The 19,618-nt window shown below is 33.1% G+C and carries 20 protein-coding genes; 18 read left to right on the forward strand and 2 right to left on the reverse strand.

Annotated elements, in window-relative coordinates; translation table 11 throughout:
• Positions 1-82 precede the first annotated feature (82 nt).
• The 12 genes from BQ4446_RS03070 to BQ4446_RS03125 all read left to right on the forward strand — a co-directional run bounded on the left by BQ4446_RS03070 (position 83) and on the right by BQ4446_RS03125 (position 10,788).
• Positions 83-301, forward strand: coding sequence for a cation transporter (locus BQ4446_RS03070; protein WP_071026562.1), 219 nt, complete (start codon positions 83-85; stop codon positions 299-301).
• Positions 302-306: 5 nt separating this feature from the next.
• Positions 307-2,187, forward strand: coding sequence for a heavy metal translocating P-type ATPase (locus BQ4446_RS03075; protein WP_071026564.1), 1,881 nt, complete (start codon positions 307-309; stop codon positions 2,185-2,187).
• 123 nt (positions 2,188-2,310) lie between these two features.
• Positions 2,311-3,813 (forward strand): Na+/H+ antiporter NhaC family protein, encoded by a 1,503-nt coding sequence (locus tag BQ4446_RS03080; RefSeq protein ID WP_071026566.1) that lies wholly within the window; start codon positions 2,311-2,313, stop codon positions 3,811-3,813.
• Positions 3,814-3,879: 66 nt separating this feature from the next.
• The gene (locus BQ4446_RS03085) at positions 3,880-4,374 is read left to right on the forward strand and encodes a macro domain-containing protein (protein ID WP_071026568.1); all 495 of its coding nucleotides are present in this window, start codon (positions 3,880-3,882) and stop codon (positions 4,372-4,374) included.
• Positions 4,367-5,086, forward strand: coding sequence for a type I 3-dehydroquinate dehydratase (gene aroD / locus BQ4446_RS03090; protein ID WP_071026570.1), 720 nt, complete (start codon positions 4,367-4,369; stop codon positions 5,084-5,086). The genes BQ4446_RS03085 and aroD overlap by 8 nt, the downstream gene beginning before the upstream one ends.
• A complete protein-coding gene (gene aroA / locus BQ4446_RS03095; protein ID WP_071026572.1) occupies positions 5,083-6,336 on the forward strand; it encodes a 3-phosphoshikimate 1-carboxyvinyltransferase in 1,254 nt (417 codons plus the stop codon). The genes aroD and aroA overlap by 4 nt, the downstream gene beginning before the upstream one ends.
• Positions 6,317-7,390, forward strand: coding sequence for a chorismate synthase (gene aroC / locus BQ4446_RS03100; protein WP_071026574.1), 1,074 nt, complete (start codon positions 6,317-6,319; stop codon positions 7,388-7,390). The genes aroA and aroC overlap by 20 nt, the downstream gene beginning before the upstream one ends.
• Positions 7,377-8,141, forward strand: coding sequence for a shikimate kinase (locus tag BQ4446_RS03105; RefSeq protein WP_071026576.1), 765 nt, complete (start codon positions 7,377-7,379; stop codon positions 8,139-8,141). Before aroC ends, BQ4446_RS03105 begins: the two co-directional genes overlap by 14 nt.
• A 10-nt stretch (positions 8,142-8,151) precedes the next feature.
• Positions 8,152-9,264: an FAD:protein FMN transferase gene (locus BQ4446_RS03110; protein WP_071026578.1), complete on the forward strand. Its 1,113-nt coding sequence runs from the start codon at positions 8,152-8,154 to the stop codon at positions 9,262-9,264.
• Entirely contained in the window at positions 9,261-9,773 is a 513-nt protein-coding gene (locus BQ4446_RS03115) for a hypothetical protein (protein ID WP_071026580.1), read from the forward strand. The genes BQ4446_RS03110 and BQ4446_RS03115 overlap by 4 nt, the downstream gene beginning before the upstream one ends.
• On the forward strand, positions 9,763-10,290 hold the full coding sequence (locus tag BQ4446_RS03120) for a thermonuclease family protein (RefSeq protein ID WP_071026583.1): 528 nt from the start codon (positions 9,763-9,765) through the stop codon (positions 10,288-10,290). The genes BQ4446_RS03115 and BQ4446_RS03120 overlap by 11 nt, the downstream gene beginning before the upstream one ends.
• 3 nt (positions 10,291-10,293) lie before the next feature.
• Positions 10,294-10,788: a phosphatidylglycerophosphatase A family protein gene (locus BQ4446_RS03125; protein WP_071026585.1), complete on the forward strand. Its 495-nt coding sequence runs from the start codon at positions 10,294-10,296 to the stop codon at positions 10,786-10,788.
• A gap of 6 nt (positions 10,789-10,794) precedes the next feature.
• Here the strand turns inward: BQ4446_RS03125 and BQ4446_RS03130 are convergent, their stop codons facing one another.
• Positions 10,795-11,445 (reverse strand): Crp/Fnr family transcriptional regulator, encoded by a 651-nt coding sequence (locus tag BQ4446_RS03130; protein ID WP_071026587.1) that lies wholly within the window; start codon positions 11,443-11,445, stop codon positions 10,795-10,797.
• A 133-nt stretch (positions 11,446-11,578) separates the two neighbouring features.
• Between BQ4446_RS03130 and BQ4446_RS03135 the strand changes: the two genes are divergently transcribed.
• From BQ4446_RS03135 to BQ4446_RS03160, 6 genes are all read left to right on the forward strand, one after another.
• Positions 11,579-11,854 carry an NAD(P)H-dependent oxidoreductase subunit E gene (locus BQ4446_RS03135; RefSeq protein WP_071026589.1) on the forward strand — a complete coding sequence of 92 codons (276 nt, stop codon included), beginning with the start codon at positions 11,579-11,581 and terminating at the stop codon, positions 11,852-11,854.
• 16 nt (positions 11,855-11,870) lie between these two features.
• Positions 11,871-13,388, forward strand: coding sequence for a 4Fe-4S dicluster domain-containing protein (locus BQ4446_RS03140; RefSeq protein ID WP_071026590.1), 1,518 nt, complete (start codon positions 11,871-11,873; stop codon positions 13,386-13,388).
• Positions 13,389-13,990: 602 nt separating this feature from the next.
• Complete coding sequence (gene rplM, locus BQ4446_RS03145) at positions 13,991-14,419, forward strand: 50S ribosomal protein L13 (RefSeq protein ID WP_083329023.1); 429 nt, start codon at positions 13,991-13,993, stop codon at positions 14,417-14,419.
• Positions 14,420-14,432: 13 nt separating this feature from the next.
• Positions 14,433-14,822 carry a 30S ribosomal protein S9 gene (gene rpsI, locus BQ4446_RS03150; RefSeq protein ID WP_071026592.1) on the forward strand — a complete coding sequence of 130 codons (390 nt, stop codon included), beginning with the start codon at positions 14,433-14,435 and terminating at the stop codon, positions 14,820-14,822.
• 129 nt (positions 14,823-14,951) lie between these two features.
• Positions 14,952-18,377, forward strand: a complete 3,426-nt coding sequence (locus BQ4446_RS03155; RefSeq protein ID WP_071026594.1) for a pyruvate carboxylase — start codon at positions 14,952-14,954, stop codon at positions 18,375-18,377.
• A gap of 91 nt (positions 18,378-18,468) precedes the next feature.
• The gene (locus tag BQ4446_RS03160) at positions 18,469-18,699 is read left to right on the forward strand and encodes a PspC domain-containing protein (RefSeq protein ID WP_071026596.1); all 231 of its coding nucleotides are present in this window, start codon (positions 18,469-18,471) and stop codon (positions 18,697-18,699) included.
• A gap of 54 nt (positions 18,700-18,753) precedes the next feature.
• On the opposite strand, the gene BQ4446_RS03165 is transcribed toward BQ4446_RS03160, so the two are convergent.
• A complete protein-coding gene (locus BQ4446_RS03165) occupies positions 18,754-19,557 on the reverse strand; it encodes an NAD(+)/NADH kinase (RefSeq protein WP_071026598.1) in 804 nt (267 codons plus the stop codon).
• Positions 19,558-19,618: the final 61 nt, after the last annotated feature.

A 19,618-nucleotide genomic window follows, 5' to 3' on the forward strand; every position in this document is an offset into this window, starting at 1 on the left:
ATAATCAAAGCAACAATTAAATATATGTTTAATTGAACAAAGCTTCTCTTAAACATTTAAATAAAAATATTTGGAGGTTATCATGAAAAAATCATATAAAATTGAAGTGGATTGTCCAGCTTGTGCTGACAAAATGGAAGTTGAAGCAAAAAAAGTTAAGGGAATTAAAGATGTAAATATTAATTTTATGACTTTAAAAATGAAAGTTGATTTTGAAGAGGATGCTGACCAAAAATCTGTTATGGAAGAAGTTAGATCAGTCTGCAAAAAAGTTGAAGCTGATAGCGAAGTATACATTTAAAAATTATGGATAAAAAACAAAAGAAAAATCTTGTGAGGATTTTATTATCCCTTGGCCTTTTAATTTTTTTTCATTTTATAAAGCTTAGGGGGATGGTGCGTTTTGCCCTTTACATGCTTCCCTATTTAATTATTGGCCATGACGTGCTTTTAAAGGCCTTTAAAGGCATAAAAAATAGGCAGCCCTTTGATGAAAATCTTTTAATGTCCATTGCAACAATTGGTGCAATTATTCTTGCCCTCTATGAAGGCGAGAATTATTTAGAAGCAATAGCCGTTATGCTTTTTTATCAAATAGGAGAATTTTTTCAGTCCTATGCAGTTGGAAGAAGTAGAAAATCAATTGCAGACCTAATGGATATTGCTCCTGATTATGTAAATTTAGAAGGAGAAAAGGGAAAGTTAATCAGGGTTGATCCTGACGATGTTGAAGTTGGAACAATAATTATAGTTAAGGCGGGAGAAAAAATCCCCATTGACGGAATTGTTGTTGATGGTAAGGCAGCTCTTAACACATCAGCTCTCACAGGCGAATCGATGCCAAGAGATGTGAGGGAAGGCTCAAATGTAATTTCAGGCTGCATAAATTTAGACGGATTATTAAAAATAAAAACTACAAAAGAATTTGGTGAGTCAACAGTTTCAAAAGTTTTAGAGCTTATTGAAGATGCAAGTTCAAGAAAATCAAAATCTGAAAATTTTATAACGAAATTTGCAAGGGTTTATACACCAATTGTGGTCTTTGTGGCTCTAGCCTTAATATTAATTCCGCCCCTAGTTTTGATTTCAATGGAAAAAAATCCCCTTTGGGGACAATGGATTTATAGGGGGCTTACCTTTTTAATCATCTCCTGCCCATGCGCCCTTGTCATTTCCATCCCCCTATCATTTTTTACGGGAATTGGAGGAGCGAGCAGGGAAGGAATTTTAGTTAAGGGTTCAAATTTTATGGAAATTTTGTCGCAGACAAAATATTTGGTCTTTGACAAAACTGGAACCTTAACCAAAGGAACTTTTTCAGTAACGGCTGTCCATCCAGAAGAAACTGACGAACAAAGACTACTCCACATAGCGGCTCATGTTGAAAGATATTCAACTCATCCAATTGCCCAGTCATTGAGAGAGGCCTATCCGGGCGAAGCTGATGACTGTGAGGTAAAAATAATTAAGGAAATTGCAGGAAATGGAGTTAAGGCTGAAATCAATGGGAAAATTTCTTATGTGGGAAATGAAAACTTAATGGATAGCCTTGGAATTTCTTGGCACCCCTGTGAAAAAACAGGAACAATAATTCATGTTGCAATTGATAGATCTTATGCAGGCCACATTGTAATTTCAGATTCATTAAAAGAAAATTCACGAAAGGCCATAGAAGAATTAAAGAAAAATGGAATTAAGAAAACTGTAATGCTTACGGGTGATAAAAAAGAAGTTGCCCAAAGCGTTGCGGAAAAACTTGGCATAGATAAAATTTATGCAGACCTTCTGCCTCAAGATAAGGTTAAAATTGTTGAAAAACTTTTGGATGAGAAGTCACAAGAAAAAGAAAAGCTTGCCTTTGTTGGTGACGGAATTAATGATGCTCCTGTTTTGTCAAGAGCAGACATTGGAATTGCCATGGGAGCTATGGGTTCTGACGCTGTAATTGAAGCTGCAGATGTTGTTTTAATGGATGATGATCCCTTAAAAATATCAAAGGGTATAAAAATTTCCAAAAAATGTTTAAGAATTGTTAAGGAAAATATTTATTTTTCAATAGGTATTAAAGTTTTTGTACTATTTTTAGGAGCCATAGGTTTAGCAAATATGTGGGCAGCAATTTTTGCTGACGTTGGCGTAACAATACTGGCAGTTTTAAATGCCGTGAGGTGTATGTATGTTAAATAGAATTAAACGGGGAAAGGTCCTCGTTTTTTTATTTGTATAAAATAAATAGATAAAAAAGCCCTTTATCCTTGAAAAAAACACATTTATACTTTAAAATAGGATATATTTATAAAGGAGATTGAAATGGAATTTGGATTTTTAACAATACTTCCGCCAATTATTGCAATTATTTTGGCACTTATAACAAAAGAAGTTATTACGTCACTACTACTTGGAATTTTAGCAGGAGGTTTAATTTTTACAGGAGGTAATTTTATTGCCTGCATTGAAGAAGTTTTTACTCTTATGGGCCAAAAGCTTGGCGACAATTCATTAATGATTATGTTTTTGTCCCTACTCGGCTCTCTTGTCATGGTAATTAATATGGCAGGCGGTTCTTTCGCCTATGGAAAATGGGCAAGCAAGAAAATAAAAAGTAAGAGTTCCGCAAAATTTGCTTCAGTAATTTTAGGAATTTTAATTTTTATAGATGACTATTTTAACTGTTTAACAGTTGGAGCAGTTATGAAACCAATTATTGATGAAAATAAGGTTTCAAGGGCAAAACTTGCACAAATTATAGATTCAACGGCAGCGCCAGTTTGTATTATGGCCCCCATTTCTTCATGGGCGGCATCTGTTGTTGCTATAATTGGTGAATCAGGTGTAGAAAATCCCATGGGAGTTTTTTTAAGGACTATTCCCCTTAATGCCTATGCAATTTTAACTATTTTCTGTGTTTCCTATTTTTGTTTTTCTAAATCTGAAATAGGAATTATGGAAAAATATGAAAGAAATGACACATCAAGAAAAGAAGGTCGGGATGATATTGGTTACGTTCATTCAAAGGACGGAAAGGTTTATGACCTTGTTGTGCCAATTTTGGTTTTAATTGCCGTAACTCTTTTAATGATGTTAAAAACTGGTGGATTTTTAGAAGGAGCAGGCCCAGCAGAAGCTTTTGGCAATGCCAATGTAAACTTATCTTTAGTAATAGGTTCAGTTACCGGTCTTTTTGTTTCCTTTGTCATGTATATACCTAGAAAGCTTTTAACTTTCAATCAATTTATGTCAGGAATTGTTGAAGGTATGAAATCTATGATCTCTGCCATCGTAATTTTAACTTTAGCATGGACCATTGGCGGAATTACAAGTTCGGAATATTTAAATACTGGAGGATATATTGCCTCAAAAATTTCAGATTCACAAATGCCTATGTGGTTACTACCAACTATAATTTTTGTTGTTGCATCCTTCCTTTCATTTTCGACAGGAACAGCTTGGGGAACTTTTGGAATTTTAGTACCAATTATTGTGCCAATTTTAATGGAAACAAATACTATGGATTATTTAGTTATAGTTTTAGCTGCTATTTTTTCAGGATCAGTTTTTGGAGATCACTGCTCACCAATTTCTGATACAACAATTCTTTCTTCAGCTGGAGCAGGCTGTGATCACATTGCCCATGTCCAAAGTCAGCTGCCCTATGCAATAATTTGTGGAATTTCAGCGGCCCTTGGATTTTTCATTGCAGGCTTAATAGGAATTAATTTTCTTGTTGTGCCAATTGGCCTTATAATTTTATTAACTTCTATCCATATTTATAAGGCATCAACTTTAAAAAAATACGGTCAAATTAATAATTAAATAAATTTTTTCGTGCTATAATTCTTTATAAGACTTATAGCATTTTTTAATTTAAAAGGAGGAAAAATGGGACTTAAAATTTTTCTTGGAGATATTTGTTCATTAGATGTAGATGTAATAGTAAATGCAGCGAACACATCTCTTAGCCCAGGAGGCGGAGTTTGCGGTGCAATTTTTGCAGCTGCCGCTTCAAGTGAACTAGCAAATGAGTGCAGAAAACTTGCTCCGATAAAAACTGGAGAAGCAGTTATGACTGGTGGCTACAATTTAAAGGCAAGGCACATTATTCATGCGGCAGGACCCATTTATAGGGGAGGAAATTTCAATGAAGAAAAATTATTATATGATGCCTATAAAAATTCTCTTAAACTTGCCAAGGAAAATAATTTAAAATCTATAGCCTTTCCCCTAATATCTTCGGGAATTTATGGCTATCCCATAAAAGATGCGTCTATTGTTGCTCTTAGAAGCATTAAAGGTTTTTTAAGGGATAATGATATGGATGTAACAATTGCGGTTTTAGATCAAAACCTTGTAGATATTTTAAAGGCTCATGTATAAAAAAATTCCACTTTTCATTGGACCCATAACTTCTAAAACTGATGAAGAAATTCTTGAAAGGGCAAAAATCTTAGGGGAAAGTAGCCTTGATATTATTGAATGGAGAGCTGATTTTTACAAGTTTTTTTATGATCCCCAAAAGATTTTAAAGCTTCTTTTTGAATTAAATGAAATTATTGGGAGGAAAACTCTTTTATTTACCCTTAGATCATGTGAAGAAGGCGGTAAAAATCCCCTGCCCTTTCCCTATTTTTCTTTTTTAATAAAATATATTTTAAAAAATGACTTAGATTTAATTTTTGATGTTGAATTTTCTCTACCTAAAAATTCAAGGATTAATCTTTTAAATGAAATCCACAAAAAAAAGCTTTTGGCCATTGGTTCATACCACAATTTTCTAGGGACTCCATCAAAGGACTTTCTTTTAAAAATTTTAAGGGAAATGGAAAGGGAAGCTTTTGATATCCTAAAAATTGCAGTTATGGCAAAAAATGAAGACGATAGTAGAGAAATTTTAGATCTAATAAAAGTTTATAAAAAAGAAACAAAGAAAAAACTAATAATTCTTGCCATGGGAGAAAATGGGAAAGCTACAAGACTTTTAGGGCCTATTTTAGGAGTGGATATGACTTTTGTATCTTTAGGAGAAAAGTCTGCTCCTGGCCAATTAAGTTTAGATGAAAGCCTAAAGTTTTTTAAGGAGAATTTATGAATATTTTAATAGAGCCTAGTAAATTAAGGGGGAAAATTAGGGCGAAAGATTCAAAAAGCATGGCCCACAGACTTTTAATTTTATCTGCCCTAGCCGATGAAAAAAATTCTATAGAAATAAAAGATTTATCAGAAGATATATTAGTTACTATAAATGCCCTTAAAAATTTTGGAGCTGACATTTCAAGGAAGGGAAATAAATTTTTTATAAAAAAAGGAAGAAAAAAGGGCCTTGCCAATATATATTTAGGAGAATCAGGCTCAAGCTTAAGACTTCTTTTGCCCCTTGGGGGATATTTTGCAGAAAAAATTTTTTATAGTGGAGAGAAATCTTTGGCAGCAAGGCCAATAAAAGACCTTATTTTTGAACTTGAAAAAAATGGCTTTTCTTTTTCAGACCAAAGACTTCCCCTTGAGGTAAGGGGTGAATTTAGGGGAGGAGTTTTTAAATTTCCTGGGACCATAAGTTCCCAATATATATCAGGAGTTTTACTTGCCGGAGGGGCAAGCCCAAAGAAAACAGAAATTTATTTAACTTCAGCCTTAGAATCAAAAGCTTACGTTGATCTTACAATAGATTTATTAAAAAAATTTGGAGTGGAAGTTTTTGAGGGAGAAAATTTTTACAGGATAGTGGGGGGAGAGATTTCTGGTGGAAAAGATTTAAAAATCCAAGGCGACTGGTCAAACGCAGCCTTTTTTATTGTGGCAGGAGCCTTAGGTTCAAATATAGAATTAAAAAATCTATCAATAAATTCCCTTCAAGCCGATAAAAAAATTTTAGACATCTTAAAAAATTTTGGCTGCGATATTTTAAGATATGGTGAAAATATAAAAATTTCTAATAATAAATCTTTAGAATTTGGGAATATTGATATAAGTTCTTGCCCAGACCTTGGCCCTATCTTATCAATTTTATTAGCTTCAAGGGAAGAAAAATCATATCTTATAAATTGCAAAAGATTAAGATTCAAAGAATCTGATAGGATGAAATCTGTCTGCCAAATGATTAATGATCTTGGAGGGAAGGCAAAAATTTTAGGAGATGACCTTGAAATTTCTGGCCCCCTAAGGGGAGGAAGGGTAAATTCTTTTAATGACCATAGAATTGTTATGGCCGCTGCCATTGGTTCACTAATATGCAAAGATAAGGTGGAAATTCTTGGGGCAGATGCCATAAATAAATCCTACCCCGATTTTTTTAAAGACTTTGAAAGTTTAGGAGGAAAAATTGTCTACAATAGGAAATAAAATAAAATTTAGCCTTTTTGGTGAAAGTCATGGACCCTATGTGGGAGGACTTTTAGAAAATTTAAGGCCAGGCCTTGAAATAAGGGCTGAAGAACTTGAAAACTTTATGAAAAGAAGACAGGCTGGAAAAAATTTCACAAGCAAAAGATTTGAAGAGGATAAGGTAGAATTTATTTCAGGCATTTACAGAGGAAAAACTACAGGAGCTCCCCTAGCTTTTATTATAGAAAATAAGAACCAAAATTCTAGGGACTATGAAAGACTAGAAAATATTCCAAGGCCCTCACATGCTGACTATACAGCCTCTGTTAAATATAAAGCCTTTAATGATCCCAGAGGGGGAGGACATTTTTCTGGGAGATTAACCGCTCCTATTTGTGCGGCAGGTTTTATAGCCCTAAAGGAACTTGAAAGAAAAAATATTAGAATCTATTCCCATCTGGCTAGTCTAGGGAATATTTTTGACCAAAAGACAGATGACATTTCAGAGGAAAGTTTTTTAAGGCTAAGGACAAGAGAAATACCTATGGCAAATGAAAAGAAAATTTTTGAATGTGAGAAACTTTTGAAAGCCCTAGTGACAGAAAAAAATTCCATTGGTGCATCTGTTGGTTGCAAAATTATAGGTCTTCCAAGGGGCTTAGGAGGAAATTTATTTGATTCTTTAAAAGCAAGACTTGCTTCCTATATCTTTGCTCTTCCCGCTTGCATAGGTCTCGAATTTGGCTCAGGTTTTAATGGAAGTCTTTTAAGGGGTTCGGAAAATAATGACGAATTTTATTTTAAGGGAAGGGATGTTAAAACAAGGACCAATAATAGCGGTGGCATTCAAGGGGGCATAACAAACGGCATGGATCTTATTTTTAGGGCAGCCTTTAAACCAACACCTTCTATTGGTCTTGAACAAAAAAGCATATACCTTAATAACTTTGAAGAAAAAACTATAAAAATTGAAGGAAGACATGACCCCTGTATTGGTCTAAGAGTTCTTCCGGCAGTAGAATCACTGGCATCTCTTGCCCTTCTTGATAGGATGGAATATGAAAAATTTTAGAGAAAAAATAAATGAAATAGACAAGAAACTTTTAAAATTATTGGAAGATAGGCTAATTTTATCTTACAAAATTGGTGCCTTAAAAAAGATAGAAAATCTTCCCATAGAAAATTTAAAAAGAGAGGAAGAAATTTTAAATTCCTTTAATGGGGAAATTTTTTCTCCCTATGTTAAAGAGATTTATAAGAAAATTTTTGATTTGAGTAAGGACTTACAAAAGATTGCCCATAGTCTTTTAGAAACAAATATTGTTTTAATAGGCATGCCTGGTTCTGGCAAAACTTCTGTGGGCAGGGTTCTTGCAAAGCTTATGAAAAGAACTTTTATAGACCTTGATGAAGAATTTGAAAAAATTTACGGAAGTCCAGAGGATTATATTATAAATTTTGGAGAAGAAAAATTTAGGGATTTAGAAACTGAACTTGCAAGAAAATTTTTAAGAACAAAATATTCTGTCATTGCTACTGGCGGAGGCATTGTTACAAGAGAAGAAAATTTTGAGATTTTAAGGGAAAATTCTCTAGTGTATTTTCTTGACCGTGATACTGAAAAATTAAAAGTTTTAGGAAGACCTCTTGACTACAAAAAAGACCTAAAAAAATTAAGAGAGAAGAGAATTTCGGCTTATGAAAAATTTGCCCACGCTTCCATAGAAAATAATGGGGAAATTTTTCTAGCTGCAAAAAATATAAAAGAGGATTTTGAAAACAGAATTCTTGTCAAGCTAGAGGATAGGGTGTTATTATATTAGTGGTGAAAAAATGAAAAAGATTTTATATGTACTTATTTTATTAATATTTTTAACTTCCTGTTCAAAAAAGGAAGTTATGCCTGAAAATAACTTAGAAGAAAAGGAAAAAAGCTTGCAAATTCAAAAATACGAATCAACTTTTTATGAAACCTTTGACACTGTAATAAATATCTGTATATATTCTGATGATAGCAAAAAGGCAAATGAAGATCTTGCCTATGCTGAAAAGAGATTTAAAGAATTAAACCAAATTTTTGATAGATATCATTCCTATGATGGAATAAATAATTTAAAAACTATTAATGACAAGGCAGGGAAAGAAGCTGTTGTTGTGCCGGATCCCCTTTATGATTTAATAAAAAAGTCAATTGATGCATATTATAATATTTCAAATAAAAATAATATAGCTATGGGTCCAATTGTTGATATTTGGAAAAAATATATGGATCTGTATATTGAAGGAAAGACAAGGGAAGAAGTTATAGAAATTTTAGGCTATGCACTGCCACCAAAAGAAGAACTTGAATCTAAGAGAAAATATATAGACATGGAAGGAATTATTTTAAATGAAGAGAAAAAGTCAGTTTTCTTAAAATATGAAAATATGGCTTTAGATTTAGGTTCAGTTGCCAAGGGATATGCAACGGAAATTGTAGGAGAAGAACTTAGAGAGAGGGGAAATAATTCTCTTTTAATTTCGGCAGGAGGAAATGTAAAACTTGTTGGAGGGCCCGTTGATGGCAGGGATTTATTTTCAATTGGTATTCAAAATCCTGATTTGAATGATGAAAATACTGTAAGTCTTGTTTTAAAATGCAAGAACACTTCAGTTGTTACAAGTGGCGACTACCAAAGATATTTTGACCTTGACGGCAGAAGATATCCCCATATTTTTAGTTGTGAAACTTTAGAACCCTATGATAGAATAAAATCCGCCACAGTAATCTTAAAAGATTCTGGAACTTGCGATTTTATTTCAACAGCAGCCTATCTTTCATCAGATGTGGAAATTATGGAGCTTTCAGAAAAAACGGGAGCAGAAATTATTTGGATTGATCAAAATTATGAAATCAAGGGAACTCCTGGTGCCAATAAATATATTGAAGATGGGGTGAGCGAGTGAGAAATAATACAAGAGGTCTTGTAATCCATGTTTTTGTGGGACTTATAATTTTTCTTTTGGCCTTTCTTATAAATCTTTCAAAGGCAGTTAGGGAAATTGTCTACGGAAATTTAATCTTTAGGATTATTATTTCCCTAGTTCCTATACTTTTATATTACAATTTTGCCAAGTTGCTTTCCAAAAGGCAGTCGCCAAAACTTGACTATCTTTCAGGAAATTTAATAGTATTTTTTGGTCTAATCCTTTTTTTATTTGGCTTTCTTTTAACAGGCAGGGATTTTTTTAGCTCGGGAATTGGGACAAGGGCATTTAAATTCCCATCTGAAATTTTTTTAACGCCGCAAATTTATATGGTTAAGGTATTAAGGCTTCCCTATAATGCCATAAGCCTTTTAATTTTCACCCTTTTACCTTCCCTTATTTATGGATTTTCCCTAAGAGTTTCAAGGGAAAAGATTAGAAGGCAAAGATCTTATCGCAGAAATTCGAGAAGACGATATGAAAGCTAGAATAAAATATTTAATATTCATTGCTTTACTTTTAGGACTATATGCTTTTATTAGCAGGTCAAATAATTTTTATGAAGAAGTTTATTGTTATAAGGTCATTGATGGGGACACAATAAAAGCTAAGACCATAGACGGTGATTCTATGAAAATTAGAATTATTGGCATAAATGCTCCTGAAAAAAATAAGGAAGAGTATGCCGAAGATTCTTGTGAATTTGCCAAAAGTCTTTTAGAAGATAAAATAATTTATTTGGAAAAAGACATTTCAGACAAGGACCAATATGGAAGATTTTTAAGGTATATTTGGTTAAAAATTCCAAAAAATCAGTCTTATAAAAATATAAGGGACTTAAATTATTCAGGCATAAGTTTAAATAAAGGTTATTCCAGAACCTATACCTTTGAGCCTGACACAAAATATTTAAAAGAATTTAAAAAGATAGAAAAAAACACAAGAGATAAAAAACTTGGACTTTGGGCCTTTAAAGGCGAGGTTACAAGAGGAAATAAGAGGTGACTTATGTATAAATATAATATGGACGAGCTCTATGAAATGAGCCTAAAAAAATTAAAAGATATAGGTGTGACTTTAGAAGACATTGCAGATGTTGTTGTGACTTTGCAAAAACCCTATATAGAAAATCTTGACAGGGAATATGCCCTTGAAAATGTAAAAATGGTTATGCACAAAAGAGAAGTAATTCATGCCCTTTTAACAGGCCTTGCCATTGATGAAATGGCAAATAAAAAACTTCTCCCTGAACCGATTTTATCAATAATTTCAAATGATGAAGGTCTTTACGGGATTGATGAAATTCTACCCCTTGGAATTGTAAATATTTATGGTTCAATTGGCCTAACAAATTTTGGCTATCTTGACAAGCAAAAAATTGGAATTATAAAAAATTTAGATGATTCCAAAACTCCTGATCATGTTACAACCTTTGCCGATGATTTAGTGGCGGCAATTGCAGCTGCAGCAGCTTCACGGATAGCCCACAAAAATAATTACTAATAAAATTTATCGAGGATTTATTTTAAAGGTATTTCTATAGTAATCAATGTAGCCCTCTTCCTTTAATTTTGACAGCTCCCTTGAAAGGCTTGACCTATTTAGATTTAGGTATTGAGCAAGCTGAGTAATGGAAAAGTCAATTTTAAAATAGGAACTTGGGCTTTTTTTCTTTTCTTGACTTAGGTAATAAAAAAGTTTATCACGACTTGTGGGTAGATTTAAAAGATTTAGCTTTTCCCTTAAAAAAATATTTTTTTTGGAAATAATAGAAATTAAATTTTCATTAATTATATTTAAATAAGAGGGGGAAGCTTTTTTTAATTGATAATAGGAGAAAAATAAAATTTTGCAGGGACTTATGGCCATAACCTTTTGGGGAATTTTTTCAACGCCGCCACAGACAAAAGCCTCTCCAAAAAGTGCAGGCCCTGTAAACTGATGCAAAATTGTAAGATTGCCAAAGGCATCTTCATTAATAAGCTGGATGCTCCCTTCCAAAACAATACCTATATCATTAATTTCGTCGCCTTCATTAAATATTATAGATTTTTGAGAATACTTTTTCTCACAAGTGTAATTTTTTATTAGATTTTTGAGTTCTTCTTCCTTTAAGTTATTAAAAAGACTAAGACCCTTAAGAATTTTTAATTTTTCCATATAATCACCATATTTATTATAACAAATTTATTAATAATAATTATTAATTAGGAAGAATATTTTAGAATTTTTTTTAAAAACTCTATCTTTTAAATGAGAAATATGTTATTCTAAATCAAGAAAGGAGTTTGTCATGAAAGTAACAATATGTATGTGCTCTAAATGTACCTTAATGGGAGCAAACGCAATCTATGATGCAGTTGAGTACTTAGCCGACAGCTTATGTGCACCAGGTTCAGAATTTTGCAATGCAGATAATTTAGAAATTGAACTTTCTAAATCTTTGGGAGTATGCAAGCAAAATGATGGCGACGAAAAATCACCTGTCGTTGCAATTGATGATGAAATATATACAAAGGCGACTGCACAAGAAATTAGCGAAATAATTGTCAACAAACTTAAAGTGTAAGTATAGGGGGTAGAAGATGAAGGAGATTTATGGTTCCATTGTAGACATGCGTAGAAGGGTATTTGCTGAAGTTGCAAGAATTGCCTACGGCGACTATGATATGTCAGAATTGGAAGATTCAAGTTATAGAATTGTACCTGGAGAAGTGGGCAGAGATAGAGGCGACATTTTCAGGGAAAGAGCAATAGCTGAAGAGATGGTTAGACTGGCAATGGGTATGGATATTCGCCAAATTGGTGAGTATAAAAAAGTAACGGACGGTTTTGATAAGGTTGATATAGATACTAACGCCTATGAAAAACCTCTAATTAATGTAATTAAATTTGCCTGTGAAGCTTGTCCAACTAAATCTTATTTTTCAACAAATAATTGTAGAAAGTGTATTGCCCATCCATGTATTAATGTGTGCCCGGTAAATGCCATTACCATGGAAAAAGACGGTACAGTTATTAATAAAGACAAGTGTATAAGATGCGGAAGATGTGCTGAAGCCTGTCCATATCATGCAATAGTTATGTATGACAGACCATGTGCTTCTGTTTGCGGTGTAAAAGCAATAGGTTCAGACGAATATGATAGGGCAGAAATAAATCAAGATAAATGTGTTGCTTGCGGCAGATGTATTGCTACTTGCCCCTTTGGAGCCATTTCAGATAAGACGCAAATTTTCCAACTGATTAAGGCAATTAAATCAGGAAAGAAAATATACGGAGCAATTGCTCCTTCCTATATAGGACAGTTCGGTGCAAAGGCAAAGCCAGCTCAAATTCTTGAGGGCATAAAAAGGCTTGGTTTTGAAGATGTAATTGAAGTTGCTCTTGGAGCAGATATTACAACCCTTCATGAAGCTAAAGAATATCTTGAAAGAGTTCCGGATAAAATTCCTTTCATGGGAACATCTTGCTGCTTCTCTTGGTCTTTAATGATAAAAAATGAATTCCCAGATATATATGAACAAGTTTCAGACTCAGGATCACCAATGCGATATACAGCAAATTATATTAAAAAAATTGATCCAGAAGCCGTTGTTGTATTTATTGGCCCCTGCACATCTAAAAAACTTGAAGCCATTGACACAAAGGTTAAAAGTGATGTAGATTTTGTTGTAACTTTTGAAGAAGTTATGGGAATGCTTGTTGCAAAAGATATAGACGTAGCTGAAATTGAAGTTTCAGAAGAAGATGAAGAATCATCAGCACTTGGACGTGGATATCCAATCGCAGGTGGAGTTGCAGAATCAGTAAAAGTTACAGCTGAACTTCTTGATCCTGAAAAAGATATAAATATACAAGGAGCAAATACTCTTGATGAATGTATTAAGATGTTAAAAATTGCTAAGGCAGGAAAATTAAATGGCTATCTTTTAGAAGGAATGGCATGCCCGGGTGGTTGCGTAGCAGGAGTTGGAACTGTAGCCTCTGTTGGTAGAGTAAAGAGAGAAGTTCAAAAATATATGAAGGCATCTGCCTTTAAAACACCTCTTGAAAACACAAAAATTGAAGCGGAGAGATCGGAAATAATTGAAGAAAAATAAAATAATTTGAAATTAAGCTGAGAATTTTCTCGGCTTTTTATTTTATAATGAAGATTTAAAAATGTAATTCTAAACGCTGCATCTTGATAATTTATTAAAAAAATATTTGTAAAGAGTTTTAGAAAGTGGTATATATTATCTTAATAAAGACATTTAGAAGATTAGTATTTATGAAAATAAAACAAAAAATTTTAAAATTATTTTTATTAAATTATCTATATTTTGTAGTAGCAAATCTGCACTTAGCCTACGAATTTCCTATAAACTATCATAATTCTTTTGTAGCTGGAATTAATTTTTTTTGTAAATTATAAAATAATTTTTGTGGGTCTTTTTCAACGTGCTGATATAAATCCAATGGAGTATGTCAAAGGATTAATGGGACCTATTCTAACGATCATTATATTAACAAATGTTTTTAGCTTATTAAAGGACCTATCTTCAAAAAAATATAAATCTTATGATTATTTTAAAATAGTAAAAAGAGTCTAAAATCTTAGCTATTTTTAAAATATCCTTGACAAAATAAGGCTTATACCATAAAATATTTTCAGTATTTAAAAAGCCCCGGAATATTTTTAGATACTTTAGGAGGAAATTCATTGAAAAGCTACATGGCGAAAGCTAATGAAGTTGAAAGAAAATGGTATGTAATCGATGCTGAAGGAATGGTATTAGGTAGACTTGCTAGTGAAGTTGCAAGTATTTTAAGAGGAAAGAGAAAACCTATTTACACTCCTCATTGCGATACTGGCGATTATGTAATCATTATTAATGCAGAAAAAGTAAAACTTACAGGTAATAAGTGGGATCAAAAAATTCATGCTTATCATACAGGATATCCTGGCGGAAGACGTGAGGTTAGTTACCAACAATTAAGAGACAAAAAGCCTGAAATGATTATTGAACTTGCGGTTAGAGGTATGTTACCAAAATCAAGGCTTGGCAGAAAAATGTTTAAGAAGTTAAAGGTTTATAAGGGAGCAAATCATCCACATGAAGCTCAAATGCCTGAAGCTTATAAGTTTTAATTGGAGGTAAAATATGCAAACACAATATAGAGCAACTGGAAGACGTAAAAAATCCATTGCCCAAGTAAGACTTTTACCAGGCAGCGGAAAATTTACGATTAACGGTAGAGATATTAATGAATATTTTGATTATGAAACACTAAGAACAGTTAGTAAATCACCTCTTGAACTTACTGACAATTTAGCATCTTTTGATGTTATTGTTAAAGTAGTAGGTGGTGGATTTACAGGACAAGCAGGCGCCATTAGACATGGCGTTGCAAGAGCACTTTTAGAAGTTGATCCTGAAAATAGATCAGTTCTTAAAAAAGCAGGCTTTTTAACTAGAGATCCTCGTATGAAGGAAAGAAAGAAATACGGTCTTAAAAAAGCAAGACGTGCTCCACAATTCTCAAAGAGATAATATTTACAAAATCCTTGGAAGTCACCAACATTCCGAGGATTTTTTATAAGCATTTTTTTATTTACTTAATTAAATGTACAAATTTTCAAATTTATTATATAATAGGTAAAATTAATTGGAGGCTGAAAGATGAAAAAATTTAAAAGAGTCATGGTTGCCAATCGTGGCGAAATTGCCATTCGTGTTTTCAGGGCCCTAAGAGAACTTGGAATTAGAAGTGTGGCCATATACTCAAAAGAAGACAAACTTTCACTTTTTAGGACTAAGGCGGATGAATCCTATTTAATAGGAAAAGATAAATCTCCCCTAAGAGCCTATATGGATATTGATGAAATTATTTCTCTTGCAAAAAATAAGGGCGTTGATGCCATTCATCCTGGCTATGGGTTTTTAGCTGAAAATCCTGAATTTGCAGAAAAATGTGAAAAAGAAGGAATTACTTTTATCGGTCCAGATTCGAAGATAATGGAATCACTTGGGGATAAGATTTCTTCAAAAATTGTTGCCAAGGCTGCTGGTGTTCCGACAATACCTGGCATCCAAAAACCTATAACAAGTGATGAAGAGGCTTTAAAATTTGCAGAAGAAGCTGGCTATCCAGTTATGATTAAGGCTTCCTTTGGTGGTGGCGGTAGAGGAATGAGAATTGTAAGATCTGAAAAAGAATTGATTGAAAAGTTCCACTCTGCAAAAAATGAAGCCAAGACGGCCTTCGGTAATGATGCTATTTTTATAGAAAAATATTTGGAAAAACCAAAACATATTGAAGTTCAAATTTTAGGAGATAAGTACGGAAATATTGTCCATCTTTATGAAAGGGACTGCTCAATTCAAAGAAGGCATCAAAAGGTTATAGAAATCACTCCTGCCTTTTATCTTCCTCAAAATATAAGGGAAGATATTTGTGCAGATGCTCTAAAAATTGCTAATTCAATTGGCTATGTCAATGCTGGCACTGTTGAATTTTTAGTGGACAAGAATTTAAATCACTATTTCATAGAAGTAAATCCAAGAATTCAAGTGGAACACACAATTACAGAAATGTGTACTGATATTGACCTTGTTCAGGCCCAAATTTTAATTGCCATGGGTTATAGACTTGATTCTGAAGAAATAGGTATTAAGTCCCAAGAATCAATTAAACATTCTGGCTATGCAATTCAGGCAAGGGTTACAACGGAAGATCCCCTAAATAATTTTATGCCTGACACAGGACATATAACTTTATATAGATCATCATCAGGATATGGAGTTAGGCTTGATGGCGGCAATGGTTTTACTGGAGCTGTGATTTCGCCTTATTATGATTCTCTACTTGTTAAAGTTATTACCCATGCCAGAACTTGGAAAGATACAATTAGAAAATCTGTAAGATCTTTAACTGAACTTAAAGTTGGCGGAGTTAAAACAAATATTGGTTTTCTTTTAAATGTAATAAACTCTAAGGAATTTTTAGAAGGTACTTGTGATACATCTTTTATTGAAGAGCATCCAGAACTTTTCCAAATAACAACTAAAAATGACAAAGAGCTTCAGTTAATGAAATTTATTGGAAACATTGTTGTCAATGATCCCAATAAAATAAATAAACACTTTGACGTGCCAAAGGTTCCTGAATTTGAAAGGAAAAAATTCAGGGGTACAAAACAAATTTTGGAAGAAGAAGGTCCAAAGGGCTTAGTTAATTGGATTAAAAAACAAGAAAAACTTCTTTTAACTGATACAACAATGAGAGATGCCCACCAATCATTAATGGCAACAAGAGTTAGGACCAAGGACCTTGTTAAAATTGCAGAAGCAACAAATTATAATATGCCTGATATATTTTCTCTTGAAATGTGGGGAGGAGCAACTTTTGATGTTGCCTATAGATTTTTGCATGAAGACCCATGGGAAAGACTAGAAATTTTAAGAGAAAAAATGCCAAATATGCTCCTTCAAATGTTGGTGCGTGGTAACAATACAGTTGGTTACAAAAACTATCCCGACAATGTTGTTAAATCTTTTATTAAAGAATCTGCCAAATATGGAGTGGATATTTTTAGGATTTTTGATGCCTTGAATTACCTTCCCGGCATGGAACTTTCTATTGAAGAAACTTTAAAATCAGGCAAGATTGCAGAAGCGACAATGTGCTACACAGGAGATATTTTAGACGAAAAGAAGGATAAATATTCCTTAAAGTATTATGTAGATTTTGCTAAAAAGCTTGAAAAAACTGGGGCGCAACTATTGGGCATAAAAGATATGTCAGGACTTTTAAAACCCTATGCAGCTAAAAAATTAATTAAGGCCCTTAAAAATGAAATAGAAATACCAATTCATCTTCACACTCACGATACAACTGGAAATGGAGTTGCCACAATTTTAATGGCAGCCGAAGCGGGAGTGGATATTTGTGATACTGCTGTTGATTCAATGAGCGGTTTAACTTCGCAAGCGGCTCTCAATTCAGTTGTTGCTGCCCTTGAAAATACAAATAGGTCAACGGGCATTGATATAGAAAAGGTTGAAGAAATTTCAAAATATTGGGAAGCAGTAAGACCTGTCTATGCAAATTTTGAATCTGGTTTAAAATCTGGAACAACAGAAATTTATAGGTACGAAATTCCAGGCGGCCAATATTCAAACTTAAAACCGCAAGTAGAATCCTTTGGTCTTGGCCACAAATTTAAAGAAGTCAAGGAAATGTATAAAGAAGTTAATGAAATGGTTGGTGACATAATTAAGGTTACTCCATCTTCAAAAATGGTTGGAGATTTGGCAATCTTTATGGTCCAAAATGATTTAAATTCTGAAAATATTTTAGAAAAGGGCAAAAATTTAGACTATCCCGATTCTGTTATGTCCTATTTTAAGGGAATGATGGGTCAACCCTATGGAGGATTTCCAAAGGATCTTCAAAAAATGATTTTAAAGGGAGAAAAGGCAATAACAGTAAGACCTGGCGAGCTTCTTCCTGATGAAGATTTTGAAGCTATAAAAAAACATTTAAGGGACAAGGGTTTTGAATATTCTGACAGAAATGCAGTATCCTATGCCCTATATCCAAAGGTAATGGATGATTATATTGACTTTACTAAGGAAAATATAAATGTTACAGGCATTGGCTCAGATGTATTTTTCCACGGACTTATGGAAGGGGAAACTGCAGAAATTTCCATTGATGAAGGTAAGAATTTAATTGTTACCCTTGTGGAAATAGGAAAGTTAAAAGATGACGGCACAAGAAATTTAACCTTTGAAATAAATGGAAATAGAAGGACAATAAATCTTGAAGATAAGACGGCTATGGTTAAAAATACAAAAGAAGACTCAACAATTTTTGCGGACAAGGAAAATATAAAGGAAGTGGGCTCTTCAATCCCAGGACAAATTGTAAAAATAAATGTAAAAACTGGGGCCGAAGTCAAAGAAGGAGACACGCTTTTTGTTGCAGAAGCCATGAAGATGGAAACAAATATTGTTGCCAACACTTCAGGAAAGGTTAAAGAAATTTTTGTCAAGGAAAAGGAATTTGTAGAAAGTGGACAATTACTTTTAATTTTTGAATAATTTTTAGAAATTTTTTAAGTTTTTAATAGACTCTTTATAAATATAGGCAAAAAATTTGCTATAATATTTATAGAAATGAAGAGGTGAAAGAATGAAAAAATTATACAGATCAAGAAATGATAAAGTAATAGCAGGAGTTTGTGGTGGTCTTGCAGAATATTTTGGCATTGATTCAAGCGTAGTAAGAATAATAACATTTTTACTTGTATTTGTATTTGGAATGTCAATTTGGGCCTATATAATTGCAGCTTTTATTATCCCTCAAAAGCCAGATGGCTACGAAAAATATGAAGAAAATTCTAGTGACGAAGATTTTTATTAAGATTTAAGAAAAATATAACCCGGCAGGTGAGCCGGGTTTTTACATGTCTACAAATTATAGGAATTTGTCCTTTAAATTGTTCCAATAAGAATTTTCTGAAAAGACAAGTTTTGTAATATATTTATTTGAAAGTCTTAAATTTACCCTATGAAGATTGGTGTAAAAATTTTCTGCTCCGTCAACTAACAAAAGATTGGCAGAAGCATATCTTTTTTCAAGAACAAGGGAAATTGTGTGCCCCCCCGGAACAATAATTGAAGATCCTAAAGACCTATAGGCAGAGGAATTAACAGGCGAAATGGGATTAAGCTGTAAAACGTGAAGAGAGGGATGGACAATTGCTCCGCCTGAGGAAAAATTATAGGCAGTTGAGCCTGAAGGTGTTGAAATCAAAAGTCCGTCACCTGAAAATTTTTCTAAATGATTTGAATCTATAAAGACATTTATATGGACCAGTTTTGAATGGCTGGCCTTTAAAACCATTTCATTTACAGCATACTGCTTAAAAACCTTATTTTTAGTATATATATCTGCCTTAACGAGCTTAATTTGACTTCTGCTATACTTTCCTTCCATATAGGAATCTAAAAATTCATCAATTTTGCCTGGAATTATTTCTTGATAAAAACCTAAATGACCAGTGTTTATGCCCACAAAAGGAATCCTTGGAAAGTTATTATTATGGGCTGTCTTTAAAAATGAACCGTCCCCACCAATACATATGGAGAGTTCGGCGTCACCGTCAAAACCATAAAAGGGTTTAAAACCACGCTCCAAAAGTGAACTTGAAAGTCTTTCGGCAGTCTTTTTTGATTCGTATGAAGCGTTTGTCAAAATATTAATTATTCTATCTGCCACAAAATCACCTTACTTGAAATTATTCCTAATATTTTATATTATAAACGAAGATTAATCTTAA

The sequence above is a fragment of the Peptoniphilus raoultii genome (assembly GCF_900099555.1).
Classification (GTDB): Bacteria; Bacillota; Clostridia; order Tissierellales; family Peptoniphilaceae; genus Peptoniphilus_A; species Peptoniphilus_A raoultii.